This is a genomic window from Nocardia sp. NBC_00508 (assembly GCF_036346875.1).
Classification (GTDB): domain Bacteria; phylum Actinomycetota; class Actinomycetes; order Mycobacteriales; family Mycobacteriaceae; genus Nocardia.
The window spans coordinates 6,919,180-6,934,693 of the sequence record NZ_CP107852.1 but is presented as its reverse complement, the minus strand read 5'-3'; the positions used below and the strand labels follow the sequence as shown (position 1 = coordinate 6,934,693).

13 protein-coding genes are annotated in these 15,514 nt (G+C 66.8%); 4 read left to right on the top strand and 9 right to left on the bottom strand.

Annotation, left to right across the window (positions count from 1 at the left end; translation table 11 throughout):
* Nucleotides 1-6 precede the first annotated feature (6 nt).
* Nucleotides 7-1,254, bottom strand: a complete 1,248-nt coding sequence (locus OHA40_RS31145) for an amino acid permease (protein ID WP_330230385.1) — start codon at nucleotides 1,252-1,254, stop codon at nucleotides 7-9.
* 210 nt (nucleotides 1,255-1,464) lie between these two features.
* Here OHA40_RS31145 and OHA40_RS31140 point away from each other — a divergent pair, with 210 nt between their 5' ends.
* Nucleotides 1,465-2,370, top strand: coding sequence for an IS5 family transposase (locus OHA40_RS31140; protein WP_330228469.1), 906 nt, complete (start codon nucleotides 1,465-1,467; stop codon nucleotides 2,368-2,370).
* A gap of 221 nt (nucleotides 2,371-2,591) precedes the next feature.
* On the opposite strand, the gene OHA40_RS31135 is transcribed toward OHA40_RS31140, so the two are convergent.
* From OHA40_RS31135 to OHA40_RS31110, 6 genes are read right to left on the bottom strand one after another with little or no spacing between them, the layout of a single operon-like run.
* The gene (locus tag OHA40_RS31135; protein WP_330230384.1) at nucleotides 2,592-3,593 is read right to left on the bottom strand and encodes a proline racemase family protein; all 1,002 of its coding nucleotides are present in this window, start codon (nucleotides 3,591-3,593) and stop codon (nucleotides 2,592-2,594) included.
* The gene (locus OHA40_RS31130; RefSeq protein WP_330230383.1) at nucleotides 3,593-5,035 is read right to left on the bottom strand and encodes an FAD-dependent oxidoreductase; all 1,443 of its coding nucleotides are present in this window, start codon (nucleotides 5,033-5,035) and stop codon (nucleotides 3,593-3,595) included. Before OHA40_RS31130 ends, OHA40_RS31135 begins: the two co-directional genes overlap by 1 nt.
* Nucleotides 5,032-5,364 carry a (2Fe-2S)-binding protein gene (locus OHA40_RS31125; RefSeq protein WP_330230382.1) on the bottom strand — a complete coding sequence of 111 codons (333 nt, stop codon included), beginning with the start codon at nucleotides 5,362-5,364 and terminating at the stop codon, nucleotides 5,032-5,034. The genes OHA40_RS31130 and OHA40_RS31125 overlap by 4 nt, the downstream gene beginning before the upstream one ends.
* Nucleotides 5,361-6,593 carry an NAD(P)/FAD-dependent oxidoreductase gene (locus tag OHA40_RS31120; RefSeq protein WP_330230381.1) on the bottom strand — a complete coding sequence of 411 codons (1,233 nt, stop codon included), beginning with the start codon at nucleotides 6,591-6,593 and terminating at the stop codon, nucleotides 5,361-5,363. The genes OHA40_RS31125 and OHA40_RS31120 overlap by 4 nt, the downstream gene beginning before the upstream one ends.
* Entirely contained in the window at nucleotides 6,590-8,062 is a 1,473-nt protein-coding gene (locus OHA40_RS31115) for an aldehyde dehydrogenase family protein (protein WP_330230380.1), read from the bottom strand. Before OHA40_RS31115 ends, OHA40_RS31120 begins: the two co-directional genes overlap by 4 nt.
* 48 nt (nucleotides 8,063-8,110) lie before the next feature.
* The gene (locus OHA40_RS31110; RefSeq protein ID WP_330230379.1) at nucleotides 8,111-9,022 is read right to left on the bottom strand and encodes a dihydrodipicolinate synthase family protein; all 912 of its coding nucleotides are present in this window, start codon (nucleotides 9,020-9,022) and stop codon (nucleotides 8,111-8,113) included.
* Nucleotides 9,023-9,292: 270 nt separating this feature from the next.
* On the opposite strand from OHA40_RS31110, the gene abaF reads away from it, so the two are divergent.
* Together abaF and OHA40_RS31100 are read left to right on the top strand one after the other, a co-directional pair.
* On the top strand, nucleotides 9,293-10,669 hold the full coding sequence (gene abaF, locus OHA40_RS31105) for a fosfomycin efflux MFS transporter AbaF (RefSeq protein WP_330230378.1): 1,377 nt from the start codon (nucleotides 9,293-9,295) through the stop codon (nucleotides 10,667-10,669).
* A gap of 594 nt (nucleotides 10,670-11,263) precedes the next feature.
* A complete protein-coding gene (locus tag OHA40_RS31100) occupies nucleotides 11,264-12,178 on the top strand; it encodes an MBL fold metallo-hydrolase (RefSeq protein WP_330230377.1) in 915 nt (304 codons plus the stop codon).
* A 333-nt stretch (nucleotides 12,179-12,511) separates the two neighbouring features.
* Here the strand turns inward: OHA40_RS31100 and OHA40_RS31095 are convergent, their stop codons facing one another.
* Nucleotides 12,512-12,880 carry a VOC family protein gene (locus OHA40_RS31095; protein WP_330230376.1) on the bottom strand — a complete coding sequence of 123 codons (369 nt, stop codon included), beginning with the start codon at nucleotides 12,878-12,880 and terminating at the stop codon, nucleotides 12,512-12,514.
* 63 nt (nucleotides 12,881-12,943) lie between these two features.
* Between OHA40_RS31095 and OHA40_RS31090 the strand changes: the two genes are divergently transcribed.
* Entirely contained in the window at nucleotides 12,944-13,402 is a 459-nt protein-coding gene (locus tag OHA40_RS31090) for a MarR family winged helix-turn-helix transcriptional regulator (protein ID WP_330230375.1), read from the top strand.
* Between the two features lie 705 nt (nucleotides 13,403-14,107).
* Here OHA40_RS31090 and OHA40_RS31085 read toward each other — a convergent pair.
* Entirely contained in the window at nucleotides 14,108-15,436 is a 1,329-nt protein-coding gene (locus OHA40_RS31085) for an IS630 family transposase (protein ID WP_330230310.1), read from the bottom strand.
* Nucleotides 15,437-15,514 lie beyond the last annotated feature (78 nt).

Genomic DNA, 15,514 nt, shown 5'->3' with positions numbered 1-15,514 from the left:
GCATAGTTAGCTCTCTACCTCGTTCAGTTTCGAGTTCCGATAGCCGAAGCCCCAGTACAGCGCAAGACCCAGCACCAGCCAGACGATGAAACGCAGCCAGGTGACCCAGTCGAGGTGGCTGATCAGCCAGACCGAGAACCCGATCCCGACCAGCGGCACCAGCGGCACCCACGGGGTGCGGAATGCCCGCTCGGCGTCCGGTCGGGTCCAGCGCAGCCGCCACACGCCCAGTGCGACGACGATGAACGCCATCAGGATCCCGACGTTGGTGAGTTCCGCGGCTTCCCGGATCGGCAGGAAGCCGGCGATGAGGGCCGAAACGACGCCGACCGGCCAGATCACCCGGGTGGGCACCTTGCGGGTGGGACTGCTCTCGCCGAAGTACGAGGGCAGCAGACCGTCGCGGCTCATGGCGAAGCCGACGCGGGTGACGGCGAGCATATTCGCGAACGCCGAGGTGGTGACGCCGACGACGGCGCCGACCGCGATGACCAGGCCGAGGATGCCCATCCCCACCGTGTCGAACGCACTGGAGAACGGTGAGGACACATTGATATCGGTGTAGTTGACCATGCCCACTATGACGAGACAGACCAGCAGGTAGACGACCGATGCGATGCCCAGGCTGATCAGAATGGCCTTCGGCATCAGTTTCTTGCCGTCCTTGGATTCCTCCGCGGCCGCGCTCATCGCGTCGTAGCCGTACACCGCGAAGAACGCCAGCGCCGCACCGGACACCGCGCTTCCGACCCCGAACGGGAAGAACGGCATGTAGTTGCCCGCCTTGATGTGGAATGCGCCCGCGACGACCACCACCGCGACGATCAGCATCTTCAGAGCGACGAGTCCGGTTTGTACGCGGGCGGATTCGCGGGTTCCGCGCGAGAGCAGGAATGCCAGCAGCAGACAGAGCAGGACCGCGAACAGGTCGACCTTGTGACCGGATCCCGTGCCCGGCGCGCCGAGTGCCCAAGTGGGCAAGTCGAATCCGATGTAATGCGTGATGTAGTTCAGGTACCCGGATACGGCGATCGCGACGACGGACACGATGGCGGTGTACTCGAGCAGGAGGTCCCAGCCGATCATGAAGCCGATGATCTCGCCGAGCGCGACATAGGAATAGGTATAAGCCGAGCCGGCTTTCGGTACCATCCCGGCGAATTCGGCGTAGCACAGGCCGGCCGCCCCGGATGCGATGATCGCGATCGCGAACGAGATGAGCACGGCCGGGCCCGACACCTCGTTGGCTATCACGCCGGCGAGCGAAAATACGCCTGCCCCAACGAGTCCGCCGAGACTGAGCGCGACTAGGTTCTGTCTCGAAGTGAAGTGATGGGTGGCACCGCTGTGCGGTGCCACCCATCAGCATGTTCGGTGAAAGTTGTTGGCCGCTTTGGCATATGGGTGAGGTCTCCGGTATTTCGGGTTAGCGACCAAGCAAACCTGAATAGTCCCGGAGACCTCGTGCCCAGCGTAGCGGTGGCGGGGCGGGCGGATCTGACCGATGCCCAGTGGGCGCGGTTGGAGCCGTTGCTGCCTCGACCGAAGAAGGCGGGCCGCCCGCCGAAGTGGACGAAACGGCAGCTCATCGACGGGATCCGGTGGCGGACCCGGGCCGGGGTGCCATGGCGCGACGTTCCCGCCGAGTACGGGTCCTGGCAAGCGGTCTACGGATTGTTCCGACGCTGGCAGCGAGCCGGCGCGTGGGCGGCGATCGTGACATCGCTGCAGGTGCTGGCCGACGCGGCCGGGGTGATCGACTGGCAGGTCAGTGTGGACTCCACGATCGCTCGGGCCCACCAGCACGCTGCTGGTGGGCGCCGCGACAGCGACCGGCAGGCCGAACCGCCAGCCGGGCCTGGTGAACGCGAGCCGGCCGATCACGGGTTGGGGCGCTCTCGGGGTGGGTGGACCAGCAAGCTGCATCTGGCGTGTGAGCAGGGCTGCCGGGTGTTGTCGGTGCTGGTCACCGCGGGTCAGGCCGGTGACAGTCCTCAGTTCACGGCGGTGTTGGACGGTATCGCGGTGCCGAAACTCGGAGGCGGACGTCCGCGGGTGCGGCCGGTGCGGGTGTTGGCCGACAAGGCGTATTCCAGTCGCGGTAACCGGGAGTGGTTACGTCGTCACGGGATCAGAGCAACGATCCCGGTCCCGTCCGATCAGGCCGCGAACCGGCTGCGCCGCGGCCGGGCCGGTGGGCGGCCGCCGACGTTCGATCCGGTGATCTACCGTGACCGCAACGCTGTCGAACGCGGCATCAACCAGCTCAAACAGCATCGGGCCGTGGCCACCCGGTTCGACAAACTCGCCGTCCGCTACCAAGCCACGATCCACATCGCTGTCATCAACCAATGGCTTCGACACTCGTGAGACGACCGGCCACAGGCCAGCCCTCACCACTTCGAGACAGAACCTAGTTGCCACAGGCCCATGCTCTTCTTGAAGTCGCCGGTGTCAGCGACGGTCACGGGCATTCGTCGCATCACCCCACTTCTGGTGATGGGTGGACGTGGGCGTCGGGTGACGACAGACATTGTCGTGGCCTTTCGAGATGGGTGGGTGACCGGAGGGGAAGTGTGGGAGGTCTCGTCCTAGAAGACGAAGCCCTGAGGGAAGGGGTCGGACGGGTCGAGCAGGTAGTTCGCCGTCCCGGTCAGCCATGCGCGGCCGGTGATAGCGGGCACGATCGCAGGGGCGCCACCGACGGTGGTGGTGTCGACGACATGCGCCTGGAAGGTGGTACCGATGAACGAATCGTTGTGCAGCACTTGGTCACCGGAGAGCAGCCCGCGGGCGTGCTGGCGGGCAAGTAGTGCGGAGGTGCCTGTGCCGCAGGGGGAGCGGTCGAACCAGCCCGGGTGGATGGCCATCGCGTTGCGGGTGTGTGTGGGCTCGGCGGCCGGGTCCAGGAACAGTACGTGCTTGCACCCGGCGATCTGCTTGTCCTCGAGGTGTACCGGGCACCGGAACTCGTTGATGGCATGCATGATTCGCAGGCCAGAGTCGAGAATCCGGTCCTTGTCCGCGCGGTCGAACGGTAGCCCGAGCGAGCCGAGATCGACGATGGCGTAGAAGTTTCCGCCGTAGGCCATGTCGTAGCGCACCGTGCCGAAGCCGGGCACCTCGACATTGTTGTCCAGGCTGTCGCAGTACGCGGGAACATTGCGCAGGGTGACCGAGTCCGCGTGGCCGCCGCTGACAGCCACTGAGGCCACCACCCGCCCGGCGGGGGTGTCGAGCCGAATCTCGGTGACGGGCTCGGTGACCGGCACCATGCCTGCCTCGACCAGCGCGGTCGCTACGCCGATAGTGCCGTGTCCGCACATCGGCAGCAGTCCGCTGACCTCGATGAACAGCACGCCGTAGTGCCCGTCGTCGGTGGTTGCGGGCTGCAGGATCGCCCCGCTCATCGCCGCGTGTCCGCGCGGCTCGTTGACCAATAGTTTGCGCAGTCCGTCGAGGTGTTCGGCGAAATACATCCGCCGGGCCGCCATCGTGTCGCCGGGGACCGTGGCGACTCCGCCGGTGACCACGCGGGTCGGCATCCCCTCGGTGTGGGTGTCGATCGCGGAGATGATCATGGTGCTACGCATCAAGACTGTCCTTCACTGTCGAGATCGGCGAGTTCGCGCAGCCGCACCGGGGCGGCCAACGGGCGCCAGGCGGGGGTGGCCGCCGCCAGGCCCTGGGTATCGGCCGTGGGGGAGGCGCCGCCGTCGGGGCATGGCCTGCCCCGCAGCGCCTCGATATTCGCCGCGCAGATCCGGCCCTGGCATGGCCCGAGTCCGGCGCGGGTGGCCAGCTTGGCGGGCCGGTAGCCGTCGCCGCTGGCACGGGCCCAGGCGGCGGCCAGTTCACCACGGCTGGTGCCCTCGCACCGGCAGATCACGGTCTCGGGTCGCGACCAGGTCAGCACGCCGGGCCGGATGGGGTGCGCGGCCGCGAGCCGTGCGACGAACTGCTCGGCCGTGCGGTGACGGGCACGCAGCACACGGTCCGCGGTGGGGTCGGCGCCCGCCGCCGCCAGCCCCGCGACGGTCCCTTCGACGGTGGCGACCTGGGAACCGCCGATGCCGGTGACTTCCCCTGCTGCCCAGACGCTTTCGTTGGAGGTGCGCTGGGTGTGATCGACGCGGACAAAGCCATCGGAGGTGAGCTGTGCCCCGGCGGCGACCGCGAGTTCGTGCTGCGGGGTGAATCCGTGCGAGACCGCGACCGCGTCCACCGCCACCGTGGCGTGGCTGCCGGGAATCGGCGCCCAGTTCTCGTCGAGGCGGGCAATGGTGGCCTCCTCGACCCGGCCATCGCCGGCCACTGCGACCACCGCTCGGGCCGTGCGCACTGGGATGTGATGTCGCACAAGACAACTGGCGTATTCGATCAACTCAACGGCCTTGCCGACGCTGTGTCGAAGCTGCCAGGGCCGGGCGGCCCAATGTGGGAGGACCCGGCGGCCCGGATTGGCCTCGAGCACCGCGCGGACGTCGGCGCCGCCTTCGGCCATCGACTGCGCGACCGGCAGCAGGAACGGGCCGGTGCCGGAGAGCAATACGGACCGTCCGACCAGCACACGCTGGGTCTTGGCGAGAGTCTGCGCGGCGCCCGCGGTGTAGACGCCGGGCAGGTCCCAGCCGGGGAATGGGCACACCCGGTCGTAGGCGCCGGTGGCGAGTACCAGTGCGTCGCCCTGGACCACCCGGTGTGTCCGCCGGTCGCCCTCGACGCCCAGCAGCAAACGCACGGCCGGGCAGCCGCCCCCTGGATGCCGTTCGATCTGGTAAACCGCTGCCCACGAGAGGTATTCGCAGCGCGGGTGATCGATCAGCAGGCGCGCCCGACGCTCTGCCGCGGCATATCCGTGCCCGATGCTCAGCGGGTGCCGCACTCCGTAGGCGGCCGGGACGCGACGGTTGTACTGGCCGCCGAGCGCCTCGTTCGCATCGATCAGCGTCACGGTTGCCCCGTGGAGCAGCGCGGATTCGGCCGCGGCCGTGCCTGCTGGGCCACCGCCGATCACAACCACGTGCCTGTTCATCGCGCGCCTCCGTTTGCCTTGGGCGAGCGGGTCACGCGGGTCTGGGTGGTGACTGCGTCGCCATCGCGGGCAGGGCGGCGGCACAGCCGAATGTCGGGGACGCCGTTGACGGTGGCGACGCAGTCGAAGCAAATGCCGATGGCACAGAACACGCCGCGTGGGGCTCCGGTCGGTGCGGTGCGCCAGTGTGAGCGGTCGGCGGCCAGCAGCACCGAGGCGAGCGTCTGACCGTGCACGCCTGGAATCGGCGTGCCGTCGACGGTGATCGTCATTGGCCGGTCGGCGCGACCGACGGGGTCGGTATCCGGCCGAATGAGGTGGGAACTCAACGGGAAATCCTCTCGTTCGGTCCGGTAGGGCTGGATTCCATCACTGCGGGCCGGTCGACGGCGAAGGCCGCGATATCGACCTCGTCCGGTTGACCGGCGAGCGCGGATGTCAGCAGTTGTGCGGTGCCGACCGACAGACCGATACCTGCTCCCTCGTGACCGGTTGCGTGCCACAGCCCGGGCAGTCGCGGATCAGGTCCGATCACCGGAAGGTGGTCATCGACGTATGGGCGGAAGCCGCCGTAGGCGCGCATGATCGCGATATCGGCCAGAATCGGGTACAGCCGCAACGCCTTGCGCGCGATGGCGGCCAGGCTGTCCGGGCGCAGTCGGTTATCGAAGCCGCACTGGCGCCGTGACGAGCCGAGCAGCAGCGGGCCGCCGCGGGTAGATTCGACCACGGCCGAGGACTGCAGTGCCGTGTCCGAACTGCCGACGGCGCCTACGTAATCCGCGTCGTAGACCTTATGGAAGACGGTCGGCGGCAGCGGCGCGGTGATCAGCACGTCGCCCCGGCGCGGCTTGACGGCGATCGGCGCGCCGAGCAGACCCGAGACCGGGCCCGACCACGGTCCGGCCGCGTTGATCACGATGTCGGCGTGCCGTGGTCCTTTGGTCGTCTGCACCCCGATCAGCCGACCGTCGCGCACGATCGAACCGGTGATCGCACAGCACGTTTCGACGACCGCGCCTGCCGCGACCGCAGACCCGATCAGGGCGGCAGCGGCGCCGACCGGCTGGACCTGGGCATCATCGGGGTAGTACACGGCCGCGGCCACGTCCCGGGTCAGCGCGGGTTCGGCCTCGGCCAGTCGGTCCGCATCGAGGTCCTCGCACCGCACCCCGGCCGCGCGCTGGCCTCCAGCGAATTCGGTCAGCGCGGCAGCGCCCGCAGCGGTGGTGGCAACCACGATGCCGCCCTTGGGTTCCCATTCGACGGCCGCGACATCCTCGGGGAGCCGCTCGGCGACGCGCTCGAGGATGCCGGGCCACAGTCGGCGCGACAGCTGGGCAAGCTCCAGCTCGGGCCCGGGGCCCTTGTCCGAGACGAGCACGTTGCCCTCGCCGTGGGCGGTGGTGCCCGAGGCCAGCCCACCCGCCTCGCAGACCCGCACCGACGCACCGGCCAGCGTGAGGCGGTCCGCTAGCGCGCACCCGATCATGCCGCCACCGATGATCAGCACCTCGGTACCCCGCAGGGACGTCGCGCCGGACGAGTCGAAAGTCATTGCGGGCGAGCCCCGTTCACCGATCGCGGAATGCCGAGCGGGTTGTCCGTCCGCAATTCCGGCGGCAACAGCTCGTCCGGCACCGACTGGTATGCGACCGGGCGCAGGAAGCGCGCGATGGCCGCGGTGCCCACCGAGGTGGTGGCCGGTGTGGTAGTGGCCGGGTAGGGTCCGCCGTGCTGCTGCGCATAGGTGACGGAAAGCCCTGTGGGCCAACTGTTCCAGAGCATCCGCCCGGCCGCGCCCGCGGCGGCGGTGAGCAGTGCGCGGGTGGTGTCGTCGGCTCGGTCGCCGAATACCGTGACGGTCAGCTGGCCGTCCACCGCGCGGGCCAGCTCCAGCAGCTCCGTGGTGTCCCGATAGCTCGCCAATAGCGTTGCTGGGCCGAACATTTCGTGCATCAGCTCGTTGAGGTCGGCGAGCACCGTCCGCGCCGTCGTGGCAAGTAGCAGGGCCTCTCCGGGTCCGCCGCCTGCCAGCACTTGCACATTCGGGTGTTTGCGCACCTGCTCGACGGCGGCGGCGAATCCGGCCGCGATCACGTCGTTGAGCATTTCGCCCGTCGGCACCGGGCGGGTGCGGATCAGCTCGACCAAGTCGCTGAGCACCGCCGAATCCGCTGGCACCACGACCAGTCCCGGCTTCGTACACACCTGGCCCGCATTCGAACTCACCGCGGTCAGCAGCCCCTCAGCGATCTCTGCTGACCGCGCCCGCGCGGCCTCGGCGGTGACGAACACCGGGTTGATCGAGCCCAACTCCCCATAGAATGGGATCGGCACGGGCCGACGGCACGCCAGGTCGTACAGCGCCCGGCCCCCGGCCGTGGAGCCGGTGAACGCGGCGGCTGCCATGGCCGGATGGGTGAGCACCTGCACCCCGGCGTCGCGCCCGAAAACCAGCCCGACGGTCCCGGCCGGTGCGCCGCATTCGGCAAACGCCTCATCGACGAGCCGGCCGACCGCGAGTGACAACGCCGGGTGGCCGGGATTGGCCTTGACGATCACCGGACATCCGGCGGCCAGCGCGGAAGCGGTGTCGCCGCCCGCGACGGAGAACGCGAATGGGAAGTTGCTCGCCGCGAAGTTGAGCACAGGTCCCAGCGGGATATTCATCCGGCGCAGGTCGGGCCGCGGCGCACCCATCGGCCATTCGGCGTCTGCGGTGTCGATGCGCACGTCGAGGAACGCGCCGTCCAGCACCGTCTGTGCGAACAGGCGCAACTGGAAGCTGGTGCGCTGCAACTCGCCGACCAGCCGCGGTTCGGCCAGATGCGTCTCCCGCATCGCCAGCGGGATCAGTACGTCGGCGTGCGCGTCGAGCCGATCCGCGATGCCGTGCAGTATTCGGGCTCGGTCGGCCAGTTCCATCGCCGCCCAGGGTCCGGCAGCCGCTGCGGCGGCAGCGACCGCGGCATCGACCTCCTCCGCCGTCGTGTCGGCGACGGATTCGGCCATGATTCCGGTCATCGTCTGCTCCTCGCTTCCCGTAATCACCGTCGTCCGTGGGTCTTTCGGCTACCGGTAGCCCTTGGCCAGCACGTCGCGGGTATCGGCGCTGATCTTCTCGACCAGCTCCGGCGCGAGCGGGACCCGCGGCGGGCGGCATGCTCCGCCGGTGCGACCGGCCAGATCCATGGACAGCTTGATCGCGTGCACGAATTCGGTCTTGGAGTCCCAGCGCAGCAGCTTGTGCAGGTCGCGGTACAGCGGAAGCGCCTTGTCCAGGTCCCGGTTCACCGACGCGTTGTACAATTCCACCGTCGCCTGGGGGATCGCGTTCGGGTACCCGGCCACCCAGCCGACCGCGCCCGCGATGCCGAGCTCGAGGACCACATCGTCCGAGCCGATGAGCACATCGAGTTCGGGGGCGAGTTCCTTGATCTCGTAGAAGCGCCGCACGTCGCCGGTGAACTCCTTGACCCCGACGATCAGCCCCTCGGCATGCAATTCGGCCAGGATGTCCGGGGTCAGGTCGATGCGGGTGTCGATCGGGTTGTTGTAGGCCACGATCGGCAGCCCCACCTTCGCCACCGTGCGGTAGTGATCCATGATCGAATCCCGCTCGCCGCGATAGGTGTTGGGCGGCAACAGCATTACGGCGTGCGCCCCCGCTTCGGCGGCCTGTTCGGCCCACTTGCGCGCCTGCAGCGCCCCATATGCGGCTATGCCCGGCATCACCGCGAATCCCGCCTGAGCCGCCGCGATGGCCGTGGTCACGACCTTCGCCCGCTCATCATCGGCGAGGGTCTGGTATTCCCCCAGCGATCCGTTCGGGCTCACGCCGTGGCAACCGTTGGCGGCCAGCCACCGCACGTGCTCGGCGTACGCGTCGTAGTCGACCGAGTAGTTCTCGGTGAAAGGCAGGGTCGTCGCGACCAGAACCCCGTGCCACGGCTTATTCGCAGCCGACGTGGTCGTTTCGGACATGTAAGCCTCCATCTGTGTGGTAGTCCGGGAACTGCGCCCGGGCCGCTGTCACACGGTGCGGTGTGACATTGCACTGAAGCTAGCGCGAGTTGTTGGTCACATGCAACCCCTTGCGTGAGCGCCGTCACTTACCTACAGTGCAATGTCACACATCACATCGTGTCGGTTTCCGCTCTCCACATCCGCCATTCGATCCGAAGCGGCGCGCGGAAACTCGAGGTGCTCGGATTTGCCCGATGCGCCGTTCTCTCTCCGACGAAGGTGAACACCATGACCGCTCTCGACAACACCGCACCCGCGTCGCATGCCGAGTCCGCTCCGCCCAATGCCGCCGGGCCGAGACCCGCAGGGCTGCGCCGTATCGTGGCCGCGGCCATGGCAGGCGCTGTCGCCGAGTGGTACGAGTTCTTCTTATACGGCACCGCCTCGGCGCTCGTCTTCGGTGAGGTGTTCTTCCGGTCCAGCGGGAATGCCGTAGACGGGATCATCGCGGCATTCGCGCTGTATGCGGTCGGGTTTCTTGCTCGGCCCTTCGGCGGGCTGCTGTTCGGGCACTTCGGTGACCGCGTCGGGCGCAAGGCCCTGTTGCAGCTCAGCCTGGTCGTCGTCGGTATCACCACATTCCTCATGGGCTGCCTGCCCACCTTCAACGCGATCGGGTACTGGGCGCCGATCCTGCTGGTGACGCTGCGCCTGATCCAGGGTTTCGCATTCGGCGGCGAGTGGGGTGGGGCGGTGCTACTCGTCAGTGAGCACAGTCCCGATCACCGCCGCGGCTTCTGGGCCAGCTGGCCGCAGTCCGGGGTGCCGCTGGGCAATGTGCTCGCGACCGTCGTGCTGTTGGTGCTGTCGGCGAATCTGTCCGACGAGCAGTTCCTGTCCTGGGGCTGGCGCATCGGGTTCTGGCTGTCGGCCATCGTCGTGCTCGTCGGGTACTGGGTGCGGTCCAGTGTCGACGACGCGCCGATCTTCGTCGAGGCGCAGGCCAGGATCGAAGCGGACAAGCGGCGCGCGCTCGGCATCGTCGAGGTGCTGCGGTTCCATTGGCGCGAGGTGCTGATCGGCATCGGCGCCCGCTTTGCGGAGAACATCCTCTACTACATCGTGGTGACCTTCTCGATCACCTATCTCAAGTTGATGGTGAAGGTGGAAACAGCGCCGATCCTCGCGCTGATGCTCGCGGCCCACCTACTGCACTTCTTCATGATTCCGGCGGCGGGGCTGCTCTCGGATCTGATCGGCCGGCGTCCGGTCTACCTCACCGGCGCCGTGCTCACCGCCGGATGGGGATTCGTGGCTTTTCCGATGATGGACACCGGAAATTACACGGTCATCATTGTCGCGATCACGCTGGGTCTCGCCATCGAATCACTCACCTACGCACCGTATTCCGCGCTGATGACCGAGATGTTCCCCACCCACGTCCGCTATACGGCGCTGTCGTTCTGCTATCAGGTCGCACCGATCCTGGCCGGATCGCTGGCGCCGCTGATCGCCATCAGCCTGCTCAACGGATTCCACAGCTCGGTACCGATTTCCCTGTATCTGGTTGCGGCGGCCACGATCTCGGTGATCGCGGTCGGCCTTGCAAGGGAGACTGCGGGAAAGTCGCTGCGGACGGTCGACGCGGAGGCTGCCCGGCGCTGACGGCCTGCGGCCCCTTCCAGTGACCGGCACCCCGAAGAGGCCTTCGCCACGACGGGGTCGATGATGTCACCGGAAGCGGGCTACGTGTGGCCTTGGCCAGCAATGATAACTAGATGATTGCGAAGCCCATCGAACCCCGCTGCCAGCCGTCGCGACGGCGATCTGAAGATCGCGACCGTCTCGTCGGTCTTTCGGTTTTCCCTGCGGTCATCCAGTACGTATGTAAGATCATTGCCCGGGAGAGGCATCCAAGGAGGCGCCCGTGGTAGCACTGATCGCGGTCGTGGTCATTCACAGACTGCGGATGCTCATAAGTAGCTGATGCAACCGGGTCGAGCTGTTCAACGATGCAGACTGTCAGATGGCTCGTGTCGGCGTCTCCCGGCGACAGGCACACCATCGACGCCACCGCGCAAACCCGCGAATCCGGCGGCGAAAGGCTGACGTTTGGAACGTCGCGGGCGCTGCGACCGGTTGGCCGGAACCTCACCTCGCGACATCTTCGAGTCGAGTAGGACCGACAACCGAATCAGACGGGCGCCCACTGGTCGGCGGTGGCGATCGTGCCACATTTCGGCAATCGAGGAGACAATCATGAGCTTGGACAACCCCTCGCATTCCGGCAGACCGGGGCTGGATGAGTTGGTTCCGTCGCGCTACGCGGTGCAGGTCGGCGAGATCGACGTGCTGGTGATCAGCGACGGGGTGCTACCGATCGCAGCCGAGACGATCGCCTACAACGCTGACCCGACCGACCTGGCGGCCTGGCTGGACGACATGTTCCTGCCGCCGGACGTGCTCGAGTGGCCGCTGAACGTTGTCGTGGTGCGTAGCGGCGACCGGACCGTGCTCATCGACGCTGGGCTAGGCGTGGAGTTCCCCAACTTCCAGCAGGCCGGGCGGTTGGCTCTGCGACTGGAGGCCGCCGGGATCGACGCCGCATCCGTGACCGACGTGGTGCTCACCCACATGCACATGGACCACATTGGTGGGCTGCTCGGCGACGGGCTGGGGCGCGGGCTGCGTCCGGATCTGCGGGTCCACGTGGCCGCCACCGAGGCCGAGTTCTGGGAGTCGCCCGATTTCTCCCGCACCTCCATGCCGGCGGGGGTGCCGGACGCGCTTCGGTCGGCCGCCACACGGTTCCTGGAGGAGTACCGCGGCCGGCTGCGGCCGTTCGAGACGGAGTACGAGGTGGCGCCGGGGGTGGTCGCCTGTCGCACCGGCGGGCACACCCCCGGGCACAGCGTGGTCCGCCTGGCGTCCGGCGGCGACCGTCTGACGTTCGCCGGAGACGCCGTGTTCCAGGTGGCGTTCGACCGCCCCGACTGGTTCAACGGCTTCGAACACGACCCTGAGGAGGCTGCCCGCGTCCGCGTCCGTCTCTTGCAGGAGCTGGCGGCCAGCCGCGAGGCGCTGGTGGCCACTCACTTGCCGTTCCCCTCCATCTGCCACGTGGCGACCGCCGGCAACGCCTTTCGTTGCGTTCCGGCTGTCTGGGACTTCTGACCGCTTCTGTTTCGAGGTCAACTGGTCAGATCGTGCTGATCTACCAACTGGGCCTGATCCGTGTGGATTTCGCCATCGAACAGTTTCCAGTAGAAGCGTTCATCGCCGCGGCGGCTGGTGCGTGTCGGGTCAGGATCGCGGCCACCGTCGGAGCCACGTCGGCCGGGATACGGCCAGCCGCGCACTGGAGTACGCACTCGTTACGGGCGACGGGGCCGCCGCTGGTCGGTATAGGTATCACCCTGGGGTAAACAAACGTCGCCCGGATTCTCGAGCCTCGGGCGCAACCGCGGTCTGCGGGGGGCCGGTGATCGTCCGCTGGCGTTCGGCTTGTCAGGCGCGGTCGTGGAGAGTGACCTGGTAGCCGTCGGGGTCGGCGAAGGTGAATGTCCGACCGAACGGGCCGTCCATCGGTGCGGAGACGATGGTGTGACCGTCGGCGACCAGAGCATCGTGAATGGCCTGGACGTCTGTGGCGTGCAGCCAGATCGCGGCACCGATGCCGGGCTGAGCAACAGATGCGAGATCGGTGCCGGGAACGAGGTCGCGGAGTGCGAACGCGATCGGCTTCGTCTCGAAGACGACGGCGTGCGGAGGTCCGCTCTGCGAGCGGACGAGGCCGAGGTACTGCTCGTAGAACGCCTGCGAAGCGTCGAGGTCGCGCGCTTGGAGCGAGATGAAGTCGGGGCCGGTGGCGGGCATGATGATGCTCCTTCTCGTTATGTCAGCTTTCTGACACGAGTCAATCTATGTCAGACTTCTGACATGAGTCAAGACGGTATCGGCGTCGACCTGGAGACGTCACTGGGCTACCTGCTGAAAGAGGCGTCGAGCGCCCTCCGTGCAGCCATGGAGGAGGTGCTGCGGCCGCTCGGTATGAGCGTGACGCACTACTCCTGCCTCGAACTGCTGGCTCAACGACCGGGCTTGTCGAACTCCGAGCTCGCGCGGGGCGCGTTCGTGACCCGGCAGACGATGAACGTGCTACTCCAGACCCTGGAACGAGACGGCCACGTGACCAGGCCTGCGCAGGCACCCGTCGGGAAGGTTCTTCCCACGCGGCTCACGCCTCGCGGCCGACGGAGCCTCGAGAAGGCGACCGTAGCGGTCCGGTCCGTCGAGGTCAGAATGCTGGCCGGCATGACCGAGACCGAGCAGTCAGACGCGTTCCGGATCCTGCAGAGCATGATCCATTCCCTGCGCGATCGAAACGACGGTGCATAGCCGTTCCAGTTTGCCTATGGTCAGCACGACGCCGACGCCGAGCCCTCAGCAAGGCGCGGGTGAGCGATGGATCAGTGGCTCTCGAGGGAGGTCTTCCGTCGCTGGCCGAGCATCCCTGTCCGACAATGAGAATCGGGAACTGACCGTATGCTGGTCTCCCTGGCCGAAGCCGTCGACCGCTACCGAAGTGAGGCCGGCCCTTGACCACAACGCTCGTATGATCGAGGGCTACGACAAGCGCAGGCTGCATCCCGGAATAGTGCTTACCAGCGACGGTGGCTACGAGGCCCACGAGTCGTTCCACTTCCGTTGGAACAACATGAGCCGGGCACTCCATCGGAGCGACAGCCTGTGGATCTGCAAGAGCTGCTGGACCGCTGCCGCGAAGGAGCATGGCCGTGGAGAGTGCCATCGGTGCAGAGATTGGAGCCCTTGCGGGAACGACTGCAGACTCACTCGGATCTACTGCGTGACCTGCGGTACCTCACAGCCGATTGGCTAGTGGCAATCGAAGGTCTGCTCGCAGTCGGCGGAATTTCGCAGGCCTAACGTGGGCCAGGCGCCTTCCATGTGGCTGGCCGTTATCGAGTGTCGAATCGGTTCGCAGGAAGTTCAGGCGGTTCGAGATCGGATCTCATCGCCGGTTACACCTCTGCTGTCTACGGTGCGCGGGTCTGGCCGCTACTCTGCAATCCCTGTGGCCCACTAGTGTCCTGCGCCTGAAATTCGTTGAAGATATTTAGCGAGTGATTCGAGGATCTCTTCCGCGGTTTTGCGCCAGACGAATGGTTTCGGGTCGGCATTCCATTGCTCGATCCAGGCTGTGATGTCTTTGTCCAGTGCCGCAACGCTTTTGTGGACTCCGCGGCGCAGAAGTTGGTCGGTAAGGAACCCGAACCAGCGCTCGACCTGGTTGAGCCATGAGGAGCCGGTCGGGGTGAAATGCATATGGAAGCGTGGATGTTTGGCCAGCCAGGCGTTGATCGTCGGTGTCTTGTGGGTAGACAAGTTGTCGCAGACCAGGTGTACGTCCAGTTCCGCGGGCACGGCCTTGTCGATCGCGATGAGGAATTTCTTGAACTCGGCCGCGCGGCGGCGGGAGTACAGCTTGGAGATCACGGCTCCGTCGGCGATGTCGAACGCCGCGAACAGGCTGGTCACGCCGTGGCGGACGTAGTCGTGGGAGTATCGCTCGGGCATGCCGGGCATCATCGGCAGCACCGGTTGCGAGCGGTCCAGTGCCTGGATCCCGGACTTCTCGTCCACACACAACACGACCGCCTTCTCCGGCGGATTGTGATACAGCCCGACCACATCGACGACCTTGTCCACGAACAACGGATCGGTCGAGAGTTTGAAGCCGTCGGCCACATGCGGTTTCAGATCGAACTTGCTCCAGATCCGCCCAATCGTCGACGGCGACAAGCCGCTTCGTTTGGCCATCGAGGTCCGCGACCAATGCGTCGCGTCTGCCGGCTTCTGCTCCAGGGTCATCGTGACCACTTCTTCGACCTTGTCCAGCAGGATCGACGGGGGCCGTCCCGGACGCGTCTCGTCGGACAACCCCTCGAGACGTCTCTGCGCGAAACGCCTCCGCCACTTACCCACAGTCTGGGCCGTGATACCCAACTCGGCTGCCACATCCTGATTGGATTTACCTGCCGCACAACCCAATACGATCCGGCAACGCTCCGCGAGCGCCTGCGACGACTTCGCTCGACGCGCCCACCGCTGCAACGTCTCACGCTCATCGCCGGTCAACACGATCTCGGCCACCGGCCGCCCACCACGATCACGATCACCCAGCCCTTCCAGACCCTCGGCGGCGAACTGCCCGCGCCATCTCGCCGCCGACCCCACCGAGACACCGACAAGCCGCGCGGCACCCGCATTCGACATACCCTCAGCGCAGGCCAGCACGATCCGAGCTCGTTGCGCCTCACGCCGATCCGGCGACTCCGCCATGCGCGCAAGCTCCACACGCTCAGCGTCGGACACAACGATCTCAACAGCAGAAGGCCCACGATGCGACACACAAACAGCCTAACAACTTAGGGGACGCATTTCAGGCGCGACACACTAGTGGGTGCGCGCCCGTTAGTTCGTCGGGGG